This window comes from Lysinibacillus sp. OL1 (genome assembly GCF_004332175.1).
GTDB lineage: Bacteria > Bacillota > Bacilli > Bacillales_A > Planococcaceae > Lysinibacillus > Lysinibacillus capsici.
This window is the reverse complement of record NZ_SJDS01000001.1, coordinates 330,554-348,855: the sequence shown is the minus strand read 5'-3', so window position 1 is coordinate 348,855 and position 18,302 is coordinate 330,554. Positions and strand designations below refer to the sequence as shown.

The 18,302-nt window shown below is 38.2% G+C and carries 17 protein-coding genes; 9 read left to right on the top strand and 8 right to left on the bottom strand.

Annotated features, from left to right (window positions below):
* The first annotated feature begins 195 nt into the window (after positions 1–195).
* The 4 genes from EW028_RS01785 to EW028_RS01770 all read left to right on the top strand — a co-directional run bounded on the left by EW028_RS01785 (position 196) and on the right by EW028_RS01770 (position 5,565).
* The gene (locus EW028_RS01785; RefSeq protein WP_131519720.1) at positions 196–1,914 is read left to right on the top strand and encodes a PucR family transcriptional regulator; all 1,719 of its coding nucleotides are present in this window, start codon (positions 196–198) and stop codon (positions 1,912–1,914) included.
* Positions 1,915–2,045: 131 nt separating this feature from the next.
* Complete coding sequence (locus EW028_RS01780) at positions 2,046–3,803, top strand: ABC transporter ATP-binding protein (protein WP_131519719.1); 1,758 nt, start codon at positions 2,046–2,048, stop codon at positions 3,801–3,803.
* 14 nt (positions 3,804–3,817) lie between these two features.
* Positions 3,818–4,495 (top strand): response regulator transcription factor, encoded by a 678-nt coding sequence (locus EW028_RS01775; RefSeq protein WP_131519718.1) that lies wholly within the window; start codon positions 3,818–3,820, stop codon positions 4,493–4,495.
* Positions 4,492–5,565: a sensor histidine kinase gene (locus EW028_RS01770; protein ID WP_193767299.1), complete on the top strand. Its 1,074-nt coding sequence runs from the start codon at positions 4,492–4,494 to the stop codon at positions 5,563–5,565. Before EW028_RS01775 ends, EW028_RS01770 begins: the two co-directional genes overlap by 4 nt.
* Before the next feature lie 24 nt (positions 5,566–5,589).
* On the opposite strand, the gene EW028_RS01765 is transcribed toward EW028_RS01770, so the two are convergent.
* Positions 5,590–6,177 (bottom strand): NAD(P)H-dependent oxidoreductase, encoded by a 588-nt coding sequence (locus EW028_RS01765; protein ID WP_054550751.1) that lies wholly within the window; start codon positions 6,175–6,177, stop codon positions 5,590–5,592.
* Between the two features lie 121 nt (positions 6,178–6,298).
* Here EW028_RS01765 and EW028_RS01760 point away from each other — a divergent pair, with 121 nt between their 5' ends.
* Together EW028_RS01760 and EW028_RS01755 are read left to right on the top strand one after the other, a co-directional pair.
* Entirely contained in the window at positions 6,299–6,736 is a 438-nt protein-coding gene (locus EW028_RS01760; RefSeq protein WP_131519717.1) for a MarR family winged helix-turn-helix transcriptional regulator, read from the top strand.
* 523 nt (positions 6,737–7,259) lie between these two features.
* Positions 7,260–8,066: a YqcI/YcgG family protein gene (locus EW028_RS01755; protein WP_131519716.1), complete on the top strand. Its 807-nt coding sequence runs from the start codon at positions 7,260–7,262 to the stop codon at positions 8,064–8,066.
* Here EW028_RS01755 and EW028_RS01750 read toward each other — a convergent pair.
* Both EW028_RS01750 and EW028_RS01745 read right to left on the bottom strand, forming a co-directional pair.
* Positions 8,013–9,326, bottom strand: coding sequence for an amino acid permease (locus EW028_RS01750; protein ID WP_131519715.1), 1,314 nt, complete (start codon positions 9,324–9,326; stop codon positions 8,013–8,015). The genes EW028_RS01755 and EW028_RS01750 overlap by 54 nt on opposite strands.
* Positions 9,327–9,343: 17 nt before the next feature.
* A complete protein-coding gene (locus tag EW028_RS01745) occupies positions 9,344–10,279 on the bottom strand; it encodes an arginine deiminase family protein (RefSeq protein ID WP_131519714.1) in 936 nt (311 codons plus the stop codon).
* A 187-nt stretch (positions 10,280–10,466) separates the two neighbouring features.
* On the opposite strand from EW028_RS01745, the gene EW028_RS25490 reads away from it, so the two are divergent.
* Positions 10,467–10,595, top strand: a complete 129-nt coding sequence (locus tag EW028_RS25490) for an NUDIX domain-containing protein (protein WP_227744828.1) — start codon at positions 10,467–10,469, stop codon at positions 10,593–10,595.
* A 281-nt stretch (positions 10,596–10,876) separates the two neighbouring features.
* Here EW028_RS25490 and splB read toward each other — a convergent pair whose 3' ends face one another.
* Both splB and EW028_RS01730 read right to left on the bottom strand, forming a co-directional pair.
* Positions 10,877–11,905 carry a spore photoproduct lyase gene (splB, locus tag EW028_RS01735; protein WP_131519713.1) on the bottom strand — a complete coding sequence of 343 codons (1,029 nt, stop codon included), beginning with the start codon at positions 11,903–11,905 and terminating at the stop codon, positions 10,877–10,879.
* A 12-nt stretch (positions 11,906–11,917) separates the two neighbouring features.
* Positions 11,918–12,142, bottom strand: coding sequence for a transcriptional regulator SplA domain-containing protein (locus EW028_RS01730; protein ID WP_004232790.1), 225 nt, complete (start codon positions 12,140–12,142; stop codon positions 11,918–11,920).
* A gap of 178 nt (positions 12,143–12,320) precedes the next feature.
* On the opposite strand from EW028_RS01730, the gene EW028_RS01725 reads away from it, so the two are divergent.
* Together EW028_RS01725 and EW028_RS01720 are read left to right on the top strand one after the other, a co-directional pair.
* Positions 12,321–13,709, top strand: coding sequence for a TldD/PmbA family protein (locus tag EW028_RS01725; RefSeq protein WP_131519712.1), 1,389 nt, complete (start codon positions 12,321–12,323; stop codon positions 13,707–13,709).
* Between the two features lie 3 nt (positions 13,710–13,712).
* Positions 13,713–15,056: a TldD/PmbA family protein gene (locus tag EW028_RS01720; RefSeq protein WP_131519711.1), complete on the top strand. Its 1,344-nt coding sequence runs from the start codon at positions 13,713–13,715 to the stop codon at positions 15,054–15,056.
* A 130-nt stretch (positions 15,057–15,186) separates the two neighbouring features.
* Here EW028_RS01720 and EW028_RS01715 read toward each other — a convergent pair whose 3' ends face one another.
* The 3 genes from EW028_RS01715 to EW028_RS01705 all read right to left on the bottom strand — a co-directional run bounded on the left by EW028_RS01715 (position 15,187) and on the right by EW028_RS01705 (position 18,000).
* Positions 15,187–16,032 carry a GNAT family N-acetyltransferase gene (locus EW028_RS01715; RefSeq protein ID WP_131519710.1) on the bottom strand — a complete coding sequence of 282 codons (846 nt, stop codon included), beginning with the start codon at positions 16,030–16,032 and terminating at the stop codon, positions 15,187–15,189.
* A 13-nt stretch (positions 16,033–16,045) separates the two neighbouring features.
* Complete coding sequence (locus tag EW028_RS01710) at positions 16,046–16,594, bottom strand: histidine phosphatase family protein (protein WP_131519709.1); 549 nt, start codon at positions 16,592–16,594, stop codon at positions 16,046–16,048.
* A gap of 98 nt (positions 16,595–16,692) precedes the next feature.
* The gene (locus EW028_RS01705) at positions 16,693–18,000 is read right to left on the bottom strand and encodes an ATP-binding protein (protein ID WP_103117740.1); all 1,308 of its coding nucleotides are present in this window, start codon (positions 17,998–18,000) and stop codon (positions 16,693–16,695) included.
* Positions 18,001–18,302: the final 302 nt, after the last annotated feature.

Here is an 18,302-nt window from a genome sequence, read left to right as displayed (position 1 = left end):
TGACCTATTGTTCATTTCAACTAAAAAGAAATAAACCGCGAGAATGTTACTACTTTCACATTTCCGTCTTACAAGCTTTATTTTATTCTCTTATGCCGTAGATATCATTGTTTAGCAAAACCAAAAAGAATGTAGATCATTTAGGCAATATGTACAATGTTTTGTGATAAGATTATGGCGAAGGAGTGAAATCATTTGCTAACAATTAAAGATATATTAGAGATAAAGGCACTTGAAGGAATTAAAATTGTTGCTGGAGAGCAAGGAATTCACAATGAAATTGCACTTGTGAACATTATCGAAAATCCCGATGCATTTGATTGGCTGACACCGAATGAATTACTGTTAACGACTGGTTACATCTTCCAAGATGACGAAGCCTTACAAAATAAAATTATCCAAGAAATCTCTAAAATCAATTGTGCAGGCCTTGTTATTAAAATGAGACGCTATTTACAAAAGACGCCTCAAAACATGATCGATATTGCCAATCAGCATGGATTGCCGTTATTAGAGTTACCTTATAATTACACCCTTTCCAAGGTCATCTCGATTATCAATGAAAAGGCATCTGGCCGTTATGATCTATTAAATAGAAAATCTTTGGACATGCACAATACGCTATTTAAGGTGGCGCTTGAAGGAGGAGGCATCGAATCTATTTCCTCTAAGTTAGCTGAAACAATTAATAACCCGATTATTTTTTTAGATAATGACTGGAATTTACTGCATTATACAGATCTTGATACGAATCCTGTACCCCTTGCTTATGGCATTAATTTAAAGAAGAATCGTCCAACATTTTCAAAGGATTTTATAAATACCATTCCGAATGATCTCAATGAAATGCAAAAATCCATTACACGAATCTATCAATTAGAAGATCTAGCCGTAAAATGTAGAATTCTTCCTGTTGCAGTAGCCAACTATATTTATGGCTATATTGTCATTTGGCAAACTGTACGGGATCTGAATGAGTTTGATTTCATCGTTTTAGAGCAAGCCTCCACGATTGTGGCACTAGAAAGGATAAAACAGAAGGAAATTGAGGGTGTACGTCTAAAGATTAAACAAGAGTTTTTTGATGATTTATTGACTGGAAAAATCACTTCGCTTGAAACGCTACAAACACTATGCGATCTCCACGGCTTAAAGATCAACCATAAATATTATTGCATCGTCATCTCTATTAGCCATGAAAATTTGCAAAATCAGCATGATTTAATTTCTAGAAAATACGAAACCGATAATATTGCAAAAAAATGTATGAATTTAATTTATGAGCACTCTAGCACAATTAATGGGGAAATTACATGCCTTTATCGCAACAATCAAATCATTATATTAGTTGGACAGCAAGACAACAAACAAGATTTCACGATCAATGAAACAAAGCAATACGCAGAAAACATTCTCCAATTATTAGTACAGCAACATACGCAAAGCTCTTTCTTAATGGGAATTGGCAAAGAATATAAACATATACGTTTTGTCCATAAAAGCTTTGCAGAGGCACATGAAGCTCTCCGTCTTATGCACCGCTTCGAAGAGCGTGGGGCAGTGGCTCATTATGCAGATCACTCCATTTATCATTTTTTAGATTCGAATATTAATGAAGTGCAGCTAAAGGACTTTTTCTTAGAAAGCTTGGGTTCTGTCTTTGAGCATGATCTATTACATGGGACAAGCTATCTACTTACATTAGAAAATTACTTTATTAATCATATGAATCTAAGTGAAACAGCCAAGGAAATGTTTATCCATCGCAATACGTTAATTTATCGGATTGAAAAGATTAAAGAAATTTTAAAAACCGATTTAAAAAGCTATGAGGAGCTGTTACAAATCCAGCTAGCCTTAAGAATCTATCGCTTGCTTGGTAAGTCTTTATACCACGATGAATTTGCAGACTAGTATCAAAAGGTGGTGATCGCATCACCTTTTTTGATGACCATTCATTTCATATTCAGTTCATAAACGCATGCTATAGTAAAGCCATAGAAACGAAATACATTGTTTTCAGACAATGAAGGAGGCTTATTTCTTTGCAAGAAACATCAAATGATATGTCTAAACAAAAAGATTGGCGCCGTTTTATACAGTTAGTAAAACGTGCCGAACCACCGATATGGCTACTTGTCATCGCTTTAGTGATGAGTTTAGCAACGACAGGTGTAGGGTTTATTGTTCCATTATTTACAAAACAATTAGTGGATGGCTTTTCGTTAGAATCGCTTAATTATTGGCAAATTATTGTACTAGGTATTGCCTTTATCGCACAGGCTATTGCCAGTGGATTATCCATCTATTATTTAAATCGAGTTGGACATCATGTTGTGGCAAAATTACGTGACCAGCTATGGAGAAAGCTATTGCATTTACCAATCCCCTATTATGATGAACATGATACTGGTGAAACATTGAGCCGTGTTACGAATGACACGGCGGTTGTGAAAGAGCTGATAACAGAGCATTTAGCAAACTGTTTATCTGGCGTTATCTCCATAATAGGTTCTATTATCATTCTTCTATTTTTAGATTGGAAAATGACATTAGTCATGCTGATCGCCGTACCACTGGCAATGGTGATCTTAATGTTGCTAGGGCGACGCATGTTTGTGATTTCAAAAGGGATGCAAGATGAAACAGCGAAATTTACGTCAGTATTAAATCAAGTATTACCTGAAACACGCCTAGTCAAGGCTTCAAACGCTGAGCAAATTGAATATGAGCGTGGAAAAAAGGGCATTACGAATCTCTTTACATTCGGCTTAAAAGAAGCAAAAATCCATGCGCTGATCTCCCCGCTGATTTCATTCGTTCTGATGTCTGTGCTTGTAGCTATTATTGGCTATGGTGGTGTCCGTGTTTCCTCTGGAGAGCTGACGGCTGGCGATATGGTGGCATTTATTTTATATTTAATCCAAATCATTATGCCAATGACGCAATTAACGATGTTCTTTACCCAGCTCCAAAAAGCCATGGGTGCTACAGAACGAATTAGTGCATTGCTTGAATATGAGGAAGAACATATTGATGAAGGCTTAACAGTAGAAAAAGTAGATCAACCCATTTATGTTAAAAATGTTGATTTTTCTTATGGTGAGGAGCCCATTTTATCCAATATTAATTTCACAATTGAACCAGGCAAAGTAACAGCCATCGTTGGACCAAGTGGTGGTGGTAAAACAACCACATTTTCACTGCTAGAACGATATTATCAGCCAACGAACGGCAGTATCACACTAGGAGATATACCAATCGAAACTTTCTCACTCCACTCTTGGCGCAGTCAAATCGGCTATGTAGCGCAGGAAAGTGCCCTGCTCTCAGGTACGATTCGAGAAAACATTTGCTATGGTATAGACCGTGAAGTACAAGATGATGAGCTAGAAAAAGTGGCTAAAATGGCCTATGCAGATCAATTTATTAACGAGCTTCCAGACAAGTTCGATACTGAAGTTGGAGAACGAGGCATCAAGCTTTCAGGAGGACAACGTCAGCGTATCTCTATCGCAAGAGCGCTCTTACGTAATCCGCAAATATTAATGCTGGATGAGGCAACATCAAGCTTAGATAGTAAATCAGAAATTTATGTACAAAAAGCATTAGATAACTTAATGCAAGGACGCACAACACTAGTCATTGCGCACCGTTTATCGACAGTGGTAGATGCCGATCAAATATTGTTTATGGAGAAAGGGCATATTACAGGCTGTGGTACACACGAAACACTCTTTAAAACACATGCTATGTATCGTGAGTTTGCCATGCAGCAATTACGCATTAAAGATGTTGAATAAAGGGGTTTGTTGAGATGACAAAACTATTAGTCGTGGATGATGATGCACATATTCGCGAATTGGTAAAAGTGTTTCTACAAAACGAGGGCTTAGAAGTAATAGAGGCTATCGATGGTGTCGATGCACTGTCTAAATTAGACACTGAGAAAGTTGATATGGTCGTGATGGATATTATGATGCCCAACATGGATGGCTGGGCATTATGTGAGGAAATACGTTCATTCAATACAGATCTACCAATCCTTATGCTAACAGCTAAAGGAGAAACCTCTCAAAAAATCAAGGGCTTTCATTTAGGGACAGATGATTATCTTGTGAAGCCATTCGAGCCTGCCGAGCTAATCGTACGTGTTAAGTCTATTTTAAAAAGATATCGTATTTCTCTTTCTCAAGTTGTAGAGGCTGGAAATGTCAAATTAAATCGCCATACACATGAAGTGGAAATGAACGGCGAGACGATTCTACTTCGTTTGAAGGAGTTCGAGCTATTATTTACACTTGCAAGCTATATTGGTAAAACCTTTTCCCGTGAACAATTAATCGAAGAAATCTGGGGCTACGACTATGAGGGAGATGAACGAACAGTTGATGTCCATATCAAAAGAATACGAGAACGCTTTCCACAGGAGACGAGTGGCTTTGTCATTCGCACCATTCGGGGCCTTGGTTACCGCTTGGAACTAGGCACATGAGAAAACGAAGATTCTTGTTAAGATTAGCGATGGTCTTTTGCCTGTTTCTGATTGCAAACACTGTTTTCGCTTTTATTTCCTATCATGTAACTTCATGGCTGTATGGACGGTTAGGAACTGAGCCTCATGGATTTTGGCTACAACTAGCAACAGTGATTGGGGTGTTTGCACTTTTTGCCTGTTCAGCTGCCATTATCTTTTTAATCGGACTAAATCGACAACGTAACTATTGGGATACGATTGTAGATGCATTAAGCCGCATGGCAAAAGGTGATTTTGATGTTCAGCTGGATTTGAGAGCAGATGAGGAGGATCAATTTGGGCAATTGATTCATGGTATTAATCATATGGCTGTTGAGCTAGGTGAACTGGAAAGAATGCGTCAGGAGTTCATTTCCAATGTCTCCCATGAAATTCAATCACCTTTAACGTCTATTAATGGCTTTGCCAAGGCTTTGAAAAATATTAACCTGCCTGAAGAAAAACGTCAGCATTATTTAGCTATAATTGAATTAGAAAGTAATCGTTTATCAAAAATTAGCGACAATTTACTCAAGCTAACTTCCTTAGAATCGCAGCATCATCCATTTGAGCCTATAACTTATCGACTCGATAAACAACTACGCAATGTTGTGCTGGCACTAGAACCGAATTGGTTAGCCAAACAGATTGACTTTGATCTCGATCTTGATAACCTGAGCATCACTGCAGATGAGGATTTGATGAATCAAGTCTGGATGAATTTACTGACAAACAGTATTAAGTTTACACCTACCAATGGAACCATCTCATTATCTATGAAAAAGCAGTTCGACACGATAACCGTGATGGTCCAAGATACTGGTATTGGCTTAACCGAAGAACAACAAAAGCATATTTTTGAAAGATTTTATAAGGCCGATCAATCGCGAACTGCTGGAGATGGCGGTAGCGGATTAGGGCTAGCCATTGTCAAAAAAATAATTGAGATGCATCATGGAACCATTGCTGTAGAAAGCAAAATAGCAGAATATACAAGATTTTTGATTACTGTCCCCATCGACAGTACGCCAACTCATGCAAACGACTAACCCCGTCTGCATGAGTTATTTTTTCTAGTATGCTACTTTACTAAAGTATCGATATACTTTATTTAGTTTCTGCTGTTGCTTCCCCTTTTTACTTTCCATATTACCAAACTCAAAAAACTTCACTTTTTTCATTCCAACAAATTTAAACAACGCCCTTTTCATTAAAATTTTATGTGCATTGTTCAACCATAAAAATGGATAATTGGTTGGCCCCTTCATCGTGGACACACAGACTACAGATTTCCCTTTTAAAAGACCCTCTGGAAATAACCCCTTTGTATCTCGATAAGCAAAATTTGCTGCAAATAATTGGTCGATATATCCTAACAGCATGGCTGGAGGTCTCCCCCACCAGATCGGATAAACAAATACAATTTGATCTGCCCAAGAGAGCTGTTGGCGGTATTTTTCCATTTTCGGATCCCGATACATATCACGACGTCGTTTATGTTCATGGAAAATTAAGCGTGGATCGAACTCTTCTTCATATAAATCTAGTATCTGAATCTCCTCGATGGTAGGATTCTCTCGACACCCCTTTATCACTTCTTGTAAAAAAGCATAATTTAAACTTTTATGGTTGGGATATGTATAAACAATTAACGTTTTCATTGTGCGCCTCCTCATTACTTATCATTTGATAATAAAATAATAGTTCAGTTCATTTTAGTTGTCAAATGATAATTGTTTTAGGACAAGTTATTTGTTATCTTGACAGTAAGAGGTGATCCCATTGAATAAAAGCGCTTTATTTCATCAGTTTGTAGCTTTTACAGCCACAATCCATCAAGTGACACATGATCTCACACAAAATGTTACCGCTGCGAATATCACACCGCTACAATATAAAATTCTTGAATATATTAAAGTAAGCCAACCTGTCACACCAACCGAAATCAGTGAATGTCAGCATATGTCCTTACCCAACACAAGCCGTGAACTTCGGAAATTGCAGGAACGGCAGCTAATCGAAAAATTTAACGACACAGTCGACCGCAGAAAACAGTATGTCCGTTTATCCAAAGAGGGTGAAAAAATGATGGAGGAGGCATTTGCCTGTATCGAAGAACGCTTTTTACAGCTTATTCAACACGCAACCCAGGATGATCTAAAGGACATCCAACATGCTCTAACCATTTTAGAGGAAAAGGTTTTACAGCAAAACGGCTAAGACCATGCTGCTTTTCGGGTGTGGTGATCGCTACTATTGGAGAAGCAGGAGGCGAGATCTTTTTTGACTGAAATTGCTCTTGCTTTTGTTTGAAGTGATCATTTTTTTCAAAACCGATCTTTTCTTTGCTCGAAGTGATTATTTTTGTTCAAAACCGCTCTTTCCTTTGCTCTAAGTGATCACTTTTCAATCGCTACCGCTCTTTCTTTGGTTTAAAGTGCTCGCTTCTGATTCAAAGCCGCTCTTTTATTGGCTTGAAGCACTCTCTTTTCATGCAAAGCCGCTCTTTCCCTGGTTCGAAGCGCTCTCTTTTACTTCAAATTGATCATCTCCTTGCTCGAAGTGATCACTTCTAAATCAAAACTGCTCATTCTTCTTTATGGAATGATTCATCTTACACGCAAAAAGGTTAGCCGTAATTTGACTTGAATCATTAAAAATCTTTAGTGTCACGCACCACAGATTCGTAACCACTTTGTCTTTTCTTTAATAGTATAAAGGTGAGTAGAAGGAGGAGTCTCAAGTGGAAGTAGTAGTGTTTGATCGGGAGTGGATTGAAGAACAGTTTGATACACTTCCATTATGGCAACGGTCAGCCTATACAGATTTTGCTGCCACGATTGCGGATGAAGCAAATACGTTTCCGTGTATACCAGCAAGAATGGGCTTTTTATCAAACCATTTGCGATATAGTTTTGTCGGGGATCCACGGGAAGAGCAATCGATTAAAATGTTAGCACAATGCTTAAAGGACTATACGAAAGCATCACGAACTTTCGGGAAGTATACAACTCTTACTGTGTTCTTTCATACCCCTCACGATATGCAAGATAGCTTTGAGGTAGCAGATTATCAGCAGTTATTTTGGTCCATATTAAATAATTTAACCAATTTGGATGAGATGAATTGGCCTGAAGGAATACCAATGGAGCCTACTCAGCATGAATGGGAGTTTTGCTTTCATGGTGAACCCTATTTTATCTCTTGTGCAACACCAGCCCATAAATTGCGAAAAAGTCGTCATTTTTCCACTTTATTAATGGCCATTCAACCCCGTTGGATATTCGATGATATAAACGACACCACAGCCTTTGGGCGAAAAATCAAAAAGCTCATTCGTCAGCGGATTGCAGACTACGACACAGTCCCAGGACATCCAGATTTGAAATGGTATGGGCAAGAAGATAGTTATGAATGGAAGCAGTACTTCTTAAGTGATGATAACCATAGTCCATCCAAATGTCCTTTTTTAAGGATGTCTCAGGAAAACGGTTCATTACGTAATGTTTTTTTGCCTTTTCACAACAATCCAGGTCGCCACACTGATTAAGGCTATAAAGAGCAGGCTCACATAAAAACCGAGTCTGCTTGTTTTTTCACCTAAAGTTCCAGATACCGTCACAGCAATGAGCAACATCCCCATAGCATTCTTTACATGCCCCCACTTAGTTAACTCCATGAGCTTCCAGTAGGTCACTAAAATAAAAAGCCAATTATAGATCAACATTAAACCCGCCGCTGTAATCAAATATTCAAAGATTTTTTCTGGCATCAAAAAACCAATTACAATCGTCATTACTAGCCCACTCGTTAAAAATAAAAAGGCTGGAAAAGGAACTTTCATTTTTCCTTTCTTTGCAAGGACTGCCGGTGCATCATGATCCTCTGCAAGTGTAGTGAGAATGGTGATCACCGCGTAAAGCGAGGCCACCATCGTTGAAAAACCAGCAATGATTAGCACACCATTAAAGATATCTGCCACAAAAGGGATATGGTGTCCTTGAAGCGCTGTAATAAAAGGACTTTCATCAATCGAAAAGTCTTTCCACGAAACGAGTACTAATGCAAGGGCGATGGCCATGATAAAAATAACGGTAATCACGATCAGCATAATTCTCCCCGCTTTTTGCGCCTCTTTTGGATTTTTCAAATCGATGACCATTAAACCCATCACTTCAATTCCTCCGTAGGCATAAAAGGCATAAAGTAATCCGAGCCAAATACCTTTTAGTCCTTGTGAAAAAAATGCTTCATAATTAGTCTGAAGAGAAGCCATTGTAGTAGATGGTGTACCTCTCATGATGATGACCACTGCTACAATAATGAACATAATGATGGCAGCTGCCTTTAAGGCACCGAAGATATTTTGGAAATTTTCAAAGCCCTTCATGCCTGTGAGAATAACGACTAAACCAATAGCAGCATAAATCGATGCAGCAATCCACAGGGGCAGCACCGGAAACCAAAATTTCGTAAAAATGCCGAGCGCCATCAGCTGGCTTCCCATGATTAATAGCTCAGAAATCAAGTACACCCAGCCATTGCTAAATCCTGCCCAGCGTCCAAAGGCTTGCTTGGCATAGGTACGAAAAGAGCCTTTATCTGGATTTTCCACAGACATTTTAACAAGTGCATCATACACGATATACGTACAAATGGCCGCTAATAAAAAAGGAATCAATACCGCAGGCCCACTTTTATGAATGGCCATACTTGTCCCAAGAAAAAAGCCCGTTCCCAAAGTACAACCGATTCCAAGAAGCGAAAGCTGCCACCAGGCCATACTTCCTTTAGCTGATTTTGAAGTCATTTGTTCTCAACCCTTCGTTACGTTCTTACCAATGGCAATGTCATACATCGAATGCCACCACCGCCTTTTTCAAGCTCAGTGACATCAACTTCAAGCAAGTTTTTATTCTTCAGCAGTGGATGCGCCAATAATTGTTGTTGTGTTGCCTGCTTGCTTATCAACAGTGTTTCAGGATTCAGGTTAATAAAGTTGATGTCTGGAATGGTCTTATACGAGTTCAGCCAGTAAACATCCAAACCATGACGCTTTAAAAATGACTCTAGCATATCAAAACGACTGCTTTGAGCTGTTAACACCTGAATAGGAAAATGGCGTACAAAGCTTTTAGCAACAACCAGATTTGCGTTTACAACATTACAATTCATATCTAAATGCAGCGTATCATTGCTTTTCGGTAAATCAATTATGGCAATTTCAGAAAACCCCTCTTGAAAAATGCCTTCCTTTAAGCCTTCGATAGCTTCTATCGATGTTCTCATTCCAAGATTAATAAGCACAGCATCTTTATTTAAAATTAACAAATCTCCACATTCGAAGGAATGAAGCGGCTGCAAATTAGCTTTCCATTGTTGTGGTAACCATTTTTCTAATAGTGAATGTGCAAGAGGGTACTCTGGTTTTCTAAGTGAACTTCCAGCATTTCCAAGTAAAAGCCGATTCCCAATGACACAGGCTAGGTCACGCACAAAATAACGATTGAGGAGCTGCTCACTTAATAGCTGCTGATCGTGGGCTAGTTCTCTTGCATAATCAAGTACATGTACCCCTGCGTTTTCGAATGTTGTCTTTAATGCCATGAAATTATCCATAGCCTTCTGATGGTTGACCGTATCACTCCAACCAACCTGCTCTGCTATTGTTAAATCCGTTACATCTACGAGTGAAGGTGCACAAAGCATCACTACTTTCAGTTCGCCATATTCTGACCAACAATTTAGTTGAAATGAATCCATTCAAGTATTCTCTCCTTCTTCACAACAATCTCTGTTAGCGTTACCATTGACTTTCAGATTATACAAGGACCATAATTAAGAAGAATTTACCAATTAGAATCATTTAGAGAAAGGGGTGTCATTATGGAATACTATAAATTTTTAAGACAGTATGTAGGACACCAACCCATTATTTTTACCTGGTTCGGTGGTTCTCATTCTTAGTACTGAAAACGAAATATTACTACAAAAAAGAGATGATGGTGGTTGGGGGCTTCCTGAAGGATTAATGGAATTAGGCGAGAGCTTAGAGGATACGGCCAAAAGAGAGGTATAAGAAGAGACAGGACTAGCCATCACAGATTTACAGTTACTAGGTGTTTTTTCTGGCCCGGATTGTTACCTAAAGTTTCGAATGGGGACGAATTATACGCCGTTACAGCAGTCTTCTCTACAAGAAATGTGCTTGGTAATTTAGTGATTGATTACAATGAATCAGAGACTATGCAATATTTCTCCCTTTTCCATTTGCCAAACAATTTAAAAGATCGTCGATTTATTGAACCATATATCGCACAATTAATTTAGAGAGAAAACATGCCGTTTTCTCTCTTATTGTCATGTAAAATATTCTAATTTTGCTTGAGGGAAAAACTTCTGCATATAGCCATACAAATGTTCCTTAATGTCTTCTTCTTCCTCTTTTTGATAAATGTATTTACCTATCCCATATTTGCCCCATTTATATCGTCTTACCGTCTCGTCGAGCTCTAGCTTCGTCATTGGATAATTTTTTTCAATCACACGCTTTGCAGGCTTTGTAAAGCGATGTTGAATAAATTCAAAGGTGATGTCATCGCGCACATCCTTTGGCAATTCAGCGTCCAATCGCTCAAACATATGATAATAGCCCTCCTGCCAGCCATCATGAAGATAGATTGGCGCAACAATAAATCCGAGTGGGTATCCAGCTCTTGCCACTTTCCCCGCAGCCTCAATGCGCTTTTCCAATGGTGATGTACCTGGCTCAAAGTGCTTAATCACATAATCAGCATTGACACTAAAACGAAACCTTGTACGACCATTATGCTTGGCATCTAATAAATGATCCACATGATGGAATTTCGTTACAAATCGTAACTGACCTAGCTCACTTTGTCCAAAATGCTCAATGGCTCGCTTTAAGGTATGTGTAAGATGATCAATTCCTACAATATCAGAAGTACAGGATGCCTCAAAGCGAGTGATGTCAGGTGCTCGTTCAGCCATATAGTGATCGGCCTGTTCTAGGATTTCATCGACATTGACATAGGTCCTAATATAAGGTTTGCTGCCCATTGTTGTTTGTAAATAGCAATAATGACAATGCCCCATACAGCCAGTCGCAAATGGGATGGCATATTCCGCTGATGGCTTAGATGTATCAAACTTTAATGTTTTTCGAATACCCACTACTAAGGTCGATTTTGCTACCCGATACTTTTGAAAATCATTGTCTCCAGGAAGGTTTCTCACTTGATTATGGGAAGTTGTATAGCGAATTTCAATTCCCATCTGCTCAAACTTATCTTTTAGCTCCTGACCTAATGGATACTGGAGGGCATCTGGCTCAAAATAAACAAGCTGAGGGGTAAATGGCTTCATCATGTGAATCCTCCCTTAATGAAAATACTGGTGATAGGCCTGTTCAGCCGCCATCTCGCTTGCAAAAATTACCATGTCATTTGTGATTGGATAATAGGTTTCAAATAAAAATAGCGCTAGCTCCTCTGGTTTTTCTGGATGATAAACGACTGCCGCTTCCTGTATATTCGTTACATCTTGAATATGTGGATTGCGGTAAAAAATATAAACAATATCACCCACATCAAATGGTTGTTGCATCTCTTCACCTTCCTCTGCCTTTCCATTAGTTTGGTGAAAGTGTACAAAAAATATGTCATAAAAAATTTAGTTGGTAATATACATACAGTCGTGCGGTTATTTCATCAGGTATCTAGGAAAATAGCATAATACAGAATTTTTTAATAATTTGGTATAATCAAGAAAAGGAGGAAGATACATGCTAAAACAATCTATTATAGAAAATGTACTTGAAGCGGCTCTTGCAACAGGCGGTGATTTTTCTGAAATCTTCATTGAAGATAAGTACACCAATGAATTCCTATTACAGAGCGAGAAAATTGAACAAAGTATTGCTGGACGTGATTTCGGTATTGGCATCCGAATTTTTTCAGGATTTCAAAGTATATATACCTATACGAATGACTTTTCAGAGGAAGGTTTACTAGCAGCGGCCAAAAGAGCAGCAATAGCGATTAAAGGTGGAGCAACAGGAACTATTCATCCACTCCAAAAAGAGATCATCACACCTATTCATCAAATCCTCCGTATGCCTAATACAGTGGAGCACACAAGTAAAATAGCTATTATGCGTCAAGCAGATTCCATAGCAAGAAATTACGATTCTCGGATTAACCAAGCCAGAGTTCGCTATTTAGACGAACAACAAAACGTTTTAATAGCTAATTCAGAAGGCAAATTTGTGGAGGATACACGTGTTCACAGTAGGCTCAGCATACAAGCAACAGCTACAGAAGGCACTGAAGTCCAAACAGGCTTTTATGGACCTGGTGCACATGCAGGCTTTGAATTTATTGAGCAACTAGATTTAAACCACTATGCAGGAGAAGCTGCACGTATTGCTGTGACGATGCTGCATGCAGATGAATGTCCAAGTGGTAAATTCCCTGTCATTATCGATAATGAATTTGGTGGTGTTATTTTCCATGAAGCTTGTGGTCATGGTTTAGAGGCTACGGCTGTTGCCAAAAACAATTCTGTTTTTGCCAATCGTATTGGTGAAAGAGTAGCTCCTGAAATTGTTACTTATATAGATGATGGCACACTTCCGAATGAATGGGGTTCTCTCAACATTGACGATGAGGGAGAACAAACAAGAAGAAATGTTTTAATTGAAAATGGCATTTTAAAAGGTTACCTAATTGACAAATTCAATGCTCGACGCATGAATGCACAACCAACAGGCTCTTCACGTCGACAATCTTATCGATTTAATCCAACCTCTCGTATGACGAATACTTACATTGCACCGGGCACATCTACGCCAGCAGACATAATTGCCTCAACTGAGTATGGGATTTATGCAAAATATATGGGTGGGGGACAAGTTTCCCCTGCAACTGGTGATTATAATTTTGCAGTGATGGAAGCCTATATTGTCAAAGATGGCAAAATAGACCATCCTGTGCGAGGCGCCACGCTCATTGGCAATGGTGCCAAGACATTACAACTAGTAGATCGAGTTGGGAATAATCTCGCTCATGGAGCAGGTATGTGTGGATCACTTAGTGGTAGCCTTCCTGTCAATGTCGGACAGCCGATGATTCGCGTAAGTGAAATAACAGTTGGTGGAACAAAGGGGGAATAGACTATGAGTATCACACAGTTCCAAAATAAACTTTTACAAGAAGCCGCACTGGCTGGGCTAACGGAAGCAGAAGTCTATTATGAACAGAAAACTTCTTTCCAATGCACACTGTATGAGGGTGAATTAGATAGCTATGAAACATCAGAGGATGGTGGACTTAGCCTTCGTGGTGTCTACAATGGTAAGATGGGCTATGCTTATACGGAAAAAGTAGATGAGGATTCCATTTCTTTTTTAATTGACTATGTAAAAGCCAATGCAGATGTATTAGATGAGTATGAAGACCTTTCCATTTTTGAAGGTAGCCTGGAATATGCTGAGCACTCTTTTTACAATGAAGAGCTAGCTGCAGTTAGTATTCCTGAAAAAATCGAGTTCTTACGTGCTATCGAACAGAAAATCCGAGCTTACGACCCTCGCATCGTTACACTTGATTATTGTATACTACAATACTATTCGACGGAACGAACATTAGCGAATAGTAAAAAATTGTCTTTATCTCATAAAGAAAATGGCTTAATCCTTTACCTTTCGACAGTGGTCAAAGAAGGCGACGAGCTAAAAACAGGTGATTATTTAAAAACAACAAGGGATTTCCATGCACTTGATGTAGATACTATTGCCAAGAGGGTGGCTGAGGAGGCACTTGCAAACTTAGGTGAACAGTCCATCCCTTCTAGTAAATATCCAATCCTTCTTCGTCATGATGCGGCAGCCTCACTACTTAATACTTTTATGCCCATTTTTTCTGCTGAAAATGCACAAAAAAATCAATCATTATTAAAAGGAAAAATGGGACAGCAAGTCGCTTCTAAAGGAGTCACACTCCTCAATGTTCCTTATCATCCCGATGCGTTATCTGGTGGGAACTTTGATGGTGAGGGGGTTGCGACAAAACATCAGGCCATTATTACTGAGGGGACATTACAAACACTTTTGCATAATCGGAAAACAGCTGCTAAAGATGGCTGTGAGACAACAGGTCATGCAAAAAGAGAATCCTATAAAGATACCTTGTCCATTGCGCCTCAAAACATATATATTGCACCTGGCCAAGATACACAGGACACATTAATCTCCTCTTTATCAGAAGGAGTACTTGTAACCAATTTATCCGGACTTCATTCTGGTACAAATAGTATTTCAGGCGACTTCTCTGTTGCTGCACAAGGGTTTCATATTCAAGATGGCAAACTTGCATCACCCGTGAGGCAAATGACCATTGCGGGTAATTTCTTTAGTTTGCTTAAAAATATAGAAGCTATTAGCTCTGATCTTTACTTTTTACCAAGTGGTCATGGTTCCCCATCAATCATTGTGAAAGAACTTGCTGTAACCGTTGAATAATCATAGAAAAGCGAGCCTCCAATAAATGGAGGCTCGCTCATTAATTAAAAATTCCTCATCATGTTAGGTTTGATCAAATAGCTTCACATAACTATGCTTCGCTGGATAATTATAAGATGAAAAGCCTGGCTTATAGTTGCTTTGTCATCTGTACCTGCTCTGTTGTCACCTTTAATCCATGCTTTAACAAATAGCTCGTTGCTGGATTGCTCGCTAAGAAATTCACTGTCGTCAAAAGGACTTTATGTGTTGTAATACTTGCTAAAAACTGTGTTATTAACTCTACATTACTTTCCTCTAGTATTACCATTTGATAAAGTAGAATACGCTCCACCTCACCATATTCATTCCACAATGTTTTGTATAGCATATAGCCAAGTGGTTCATTGTTATCATTATAAAACACCTTTGCTTCCCCATGCTTCACGCTCTGCCAGTTACACTGCCAAGGAACATTTTCCCGATAGAAAGATAGATGTGCTAGCTGCTCTGGGCGAATAATCGCAATATGAAGGGCTACTGTAGATGTTACCTTTGCTTCATACTCGCCGCTTAAAAATAATAATTGATTGGCAACCACATAGCCATATTTTTCATATAAGGCAACGGCTACCTGATTTTCCTTAATGGCTTCTAACGTACCCAATTCTACATTTTCTCGCTTATAGATAGCTAGGGTTTCCTCCATTAATAGGCGCGAGACACCCTTACCACGATATGCTGGAGAAATACCAGTCCCACCATTCCAAGCTGTTTTTTGGCCATCGATGGTACGAAAGCCATTCATCACAATGGCAATCGGTTCCTCTTGATCAAAAACGACAATAGAATGCTCAGGAGATAACCCCTCCCCCACTAGTCGCTGTAAAAACATTTCTGCTGTCATATTAATTTCAATAAAATAACCTTCAAAGCCTTTGTTCCATGCTTTCAATACTTCATCTAATGTACATTGTGCAACTGTTTTAATCTTCATACAATCCCTCTTTTCAAATGGAATCTAATGCTGCTAGATTTTCTAAGGTTAGTTTTCTCACAATCTCATAACCATTTCCTTGACCTTTAGGTTTTATGACAACCGTCCCCATATTCGAAATGATGCCCAGCCCCACATTTCTTGGAAAGCTATGCCCAATGATTATGTTGTTTATGCCCTCGGGTGGGATGATTTCCAGCATCGATGTAGAAATCGTTACTATACTGCTTTGCACTACTGTAGGAAGATTGCCACCTAACATAAAGATTTCAAACAAGAAGGGGTCAATTTGGAGATTGCTGTTTGGAAATGCCAAACGTGCTGTTTCAATGGTCCGACAAAAAGGACTGGTAGTGATAGTGGAAAGGATGGGAATTTGCCAATAGCGTAGCATTTGACCATAATAAATTGCCTCCCTACGACCTTGATCGGATAAATTCCGTTGATTTTGACAACTTTGAAATGTACCATATGCTTGATCTACACCAATAGTTGCTGTTCCGTGTCTTGCATATAAGGTTAGCCCACCTTTTCTCAATAACGCTAGGAGACCCTTTTCCATTTTCTTCATCTCCTTCATCATATCACTTTCTACTTTGTAATGTATGTGCTGTACATAGAAAAAAGCTCCCCACAACTTTTTGTAGGAAGCTTTTTTTGTTATTTTATTGGAATTCTGACAATAGCAGTCGTTTCTAAATGTTTTGATGAGTCAATTGAAATATGACCATTATATTTAGTGACAATTTCTTTGACAATAAATAAGCCTTGCCCTCTTAGTCTACCATTCTCATGTTTTTTCGTTGAAAATCCTTGTTTGAATATGTGATCGGGATTCGCAATATTTGGCCCAGTGTTGGTAATTTTAAATTCATACTGAGATTCATCTGCTGTACAGCAAATCTTAATCTTACGTTGTTCCTCAGGTAATTCAACAGCAGCGTCAATCGCATTATCAATTAAATTGGATAGAATCTTGATTAAATCTGTCGTTTTAATCTTATTAAAGTCATTTTGAGAAAGCGTAAAATCCATATCAATATGATGATTTTGAGCCGTTAATTTCTTCGTTTGCAATAAGATGGACAAACCTGGATGATCAATATTTAATTTTAATGACTTAATCGCCTGAACTTCTTTTGATAGTGAGGATAAATATTGTCTCGCCTGATCTGTTTTTTCTAATTGTAATAAACCATGTAACACTTGGATATGGTTCGTAAAATCATGACGTAGGGACGACACCGAAGTAATCAATGTTTTGATTTCTGCTAGATATGTGTCCTCTGTAGCGCCAACTTCCTTCGCTACCTCTTTTTGATACCATCTTTGTAAAAATAAAAAAGAACCGATGACAATTAAAATAAGTACACCATTAAAAATAAAATTAAATAGGTTGTCTTCAATGACTTTACCCTTAATACCATTTAGCGTATCTGCACTAATGTCAATGCCTAAATACCCGATAATTGTTCCATTATCATCTTTGATGGGTGCACCAACAGATAAATAAGACCCATGTTCAGAATCATGAATTACCTCTGTAACATAGGTTTCACCATTATAGGCCTTTTCAACATGCTTTGCAGGAACAGTACAAACCACGCCAATACCGAAGCCCTCTTTCATTTCTTTTGGCATTCCTGTAATCATGGCTATAGATACTTCAGGATTGTCCACCTTTAAGGTGTAAACAAATAGTGCACCTAATTTTATCCTTGCATCGTTTAAATAATTTCTTACTTTCCAATAATAATCATTTTCCTGTGGATTATTTAAAAATTGCTGATAGGCATCCGTATCTATGGATGCAGCAATAGAATGGGCTGCCTCTAAGCTTTGATTGGCAATCGACTCTTCAACGGTCTTTTTTATTTTTACATAGGATGTAAAGATGTTTAAACTTGTAAACAAACATAATAAAATCGTTGATAGAATTAATATTAGTTTTATTTTTCTATTTTTCATAAAAAACGGTACTTCCTCATCTATAAATATTCTAGAATATTATTATATTATAATTAACTCTATTTTTTGTTTGTAAAGCAAACATTGCTTGTATATCCTACATAAATTAAAACACAAAATCAATTTTTATTTTATTCATACCCAAAATTACACACTGTAACAAATAGTTTAATAATCCTTGACAAGAAAGTAAACTAAAAAGATAAGTAATAACTTTTTATGTCTCATTTCCTATTTAAATGGAAAATTAAAAAAACCACTAAAGCAAAGGTAACAAAAAAAGATCAGGTATCAACAATACC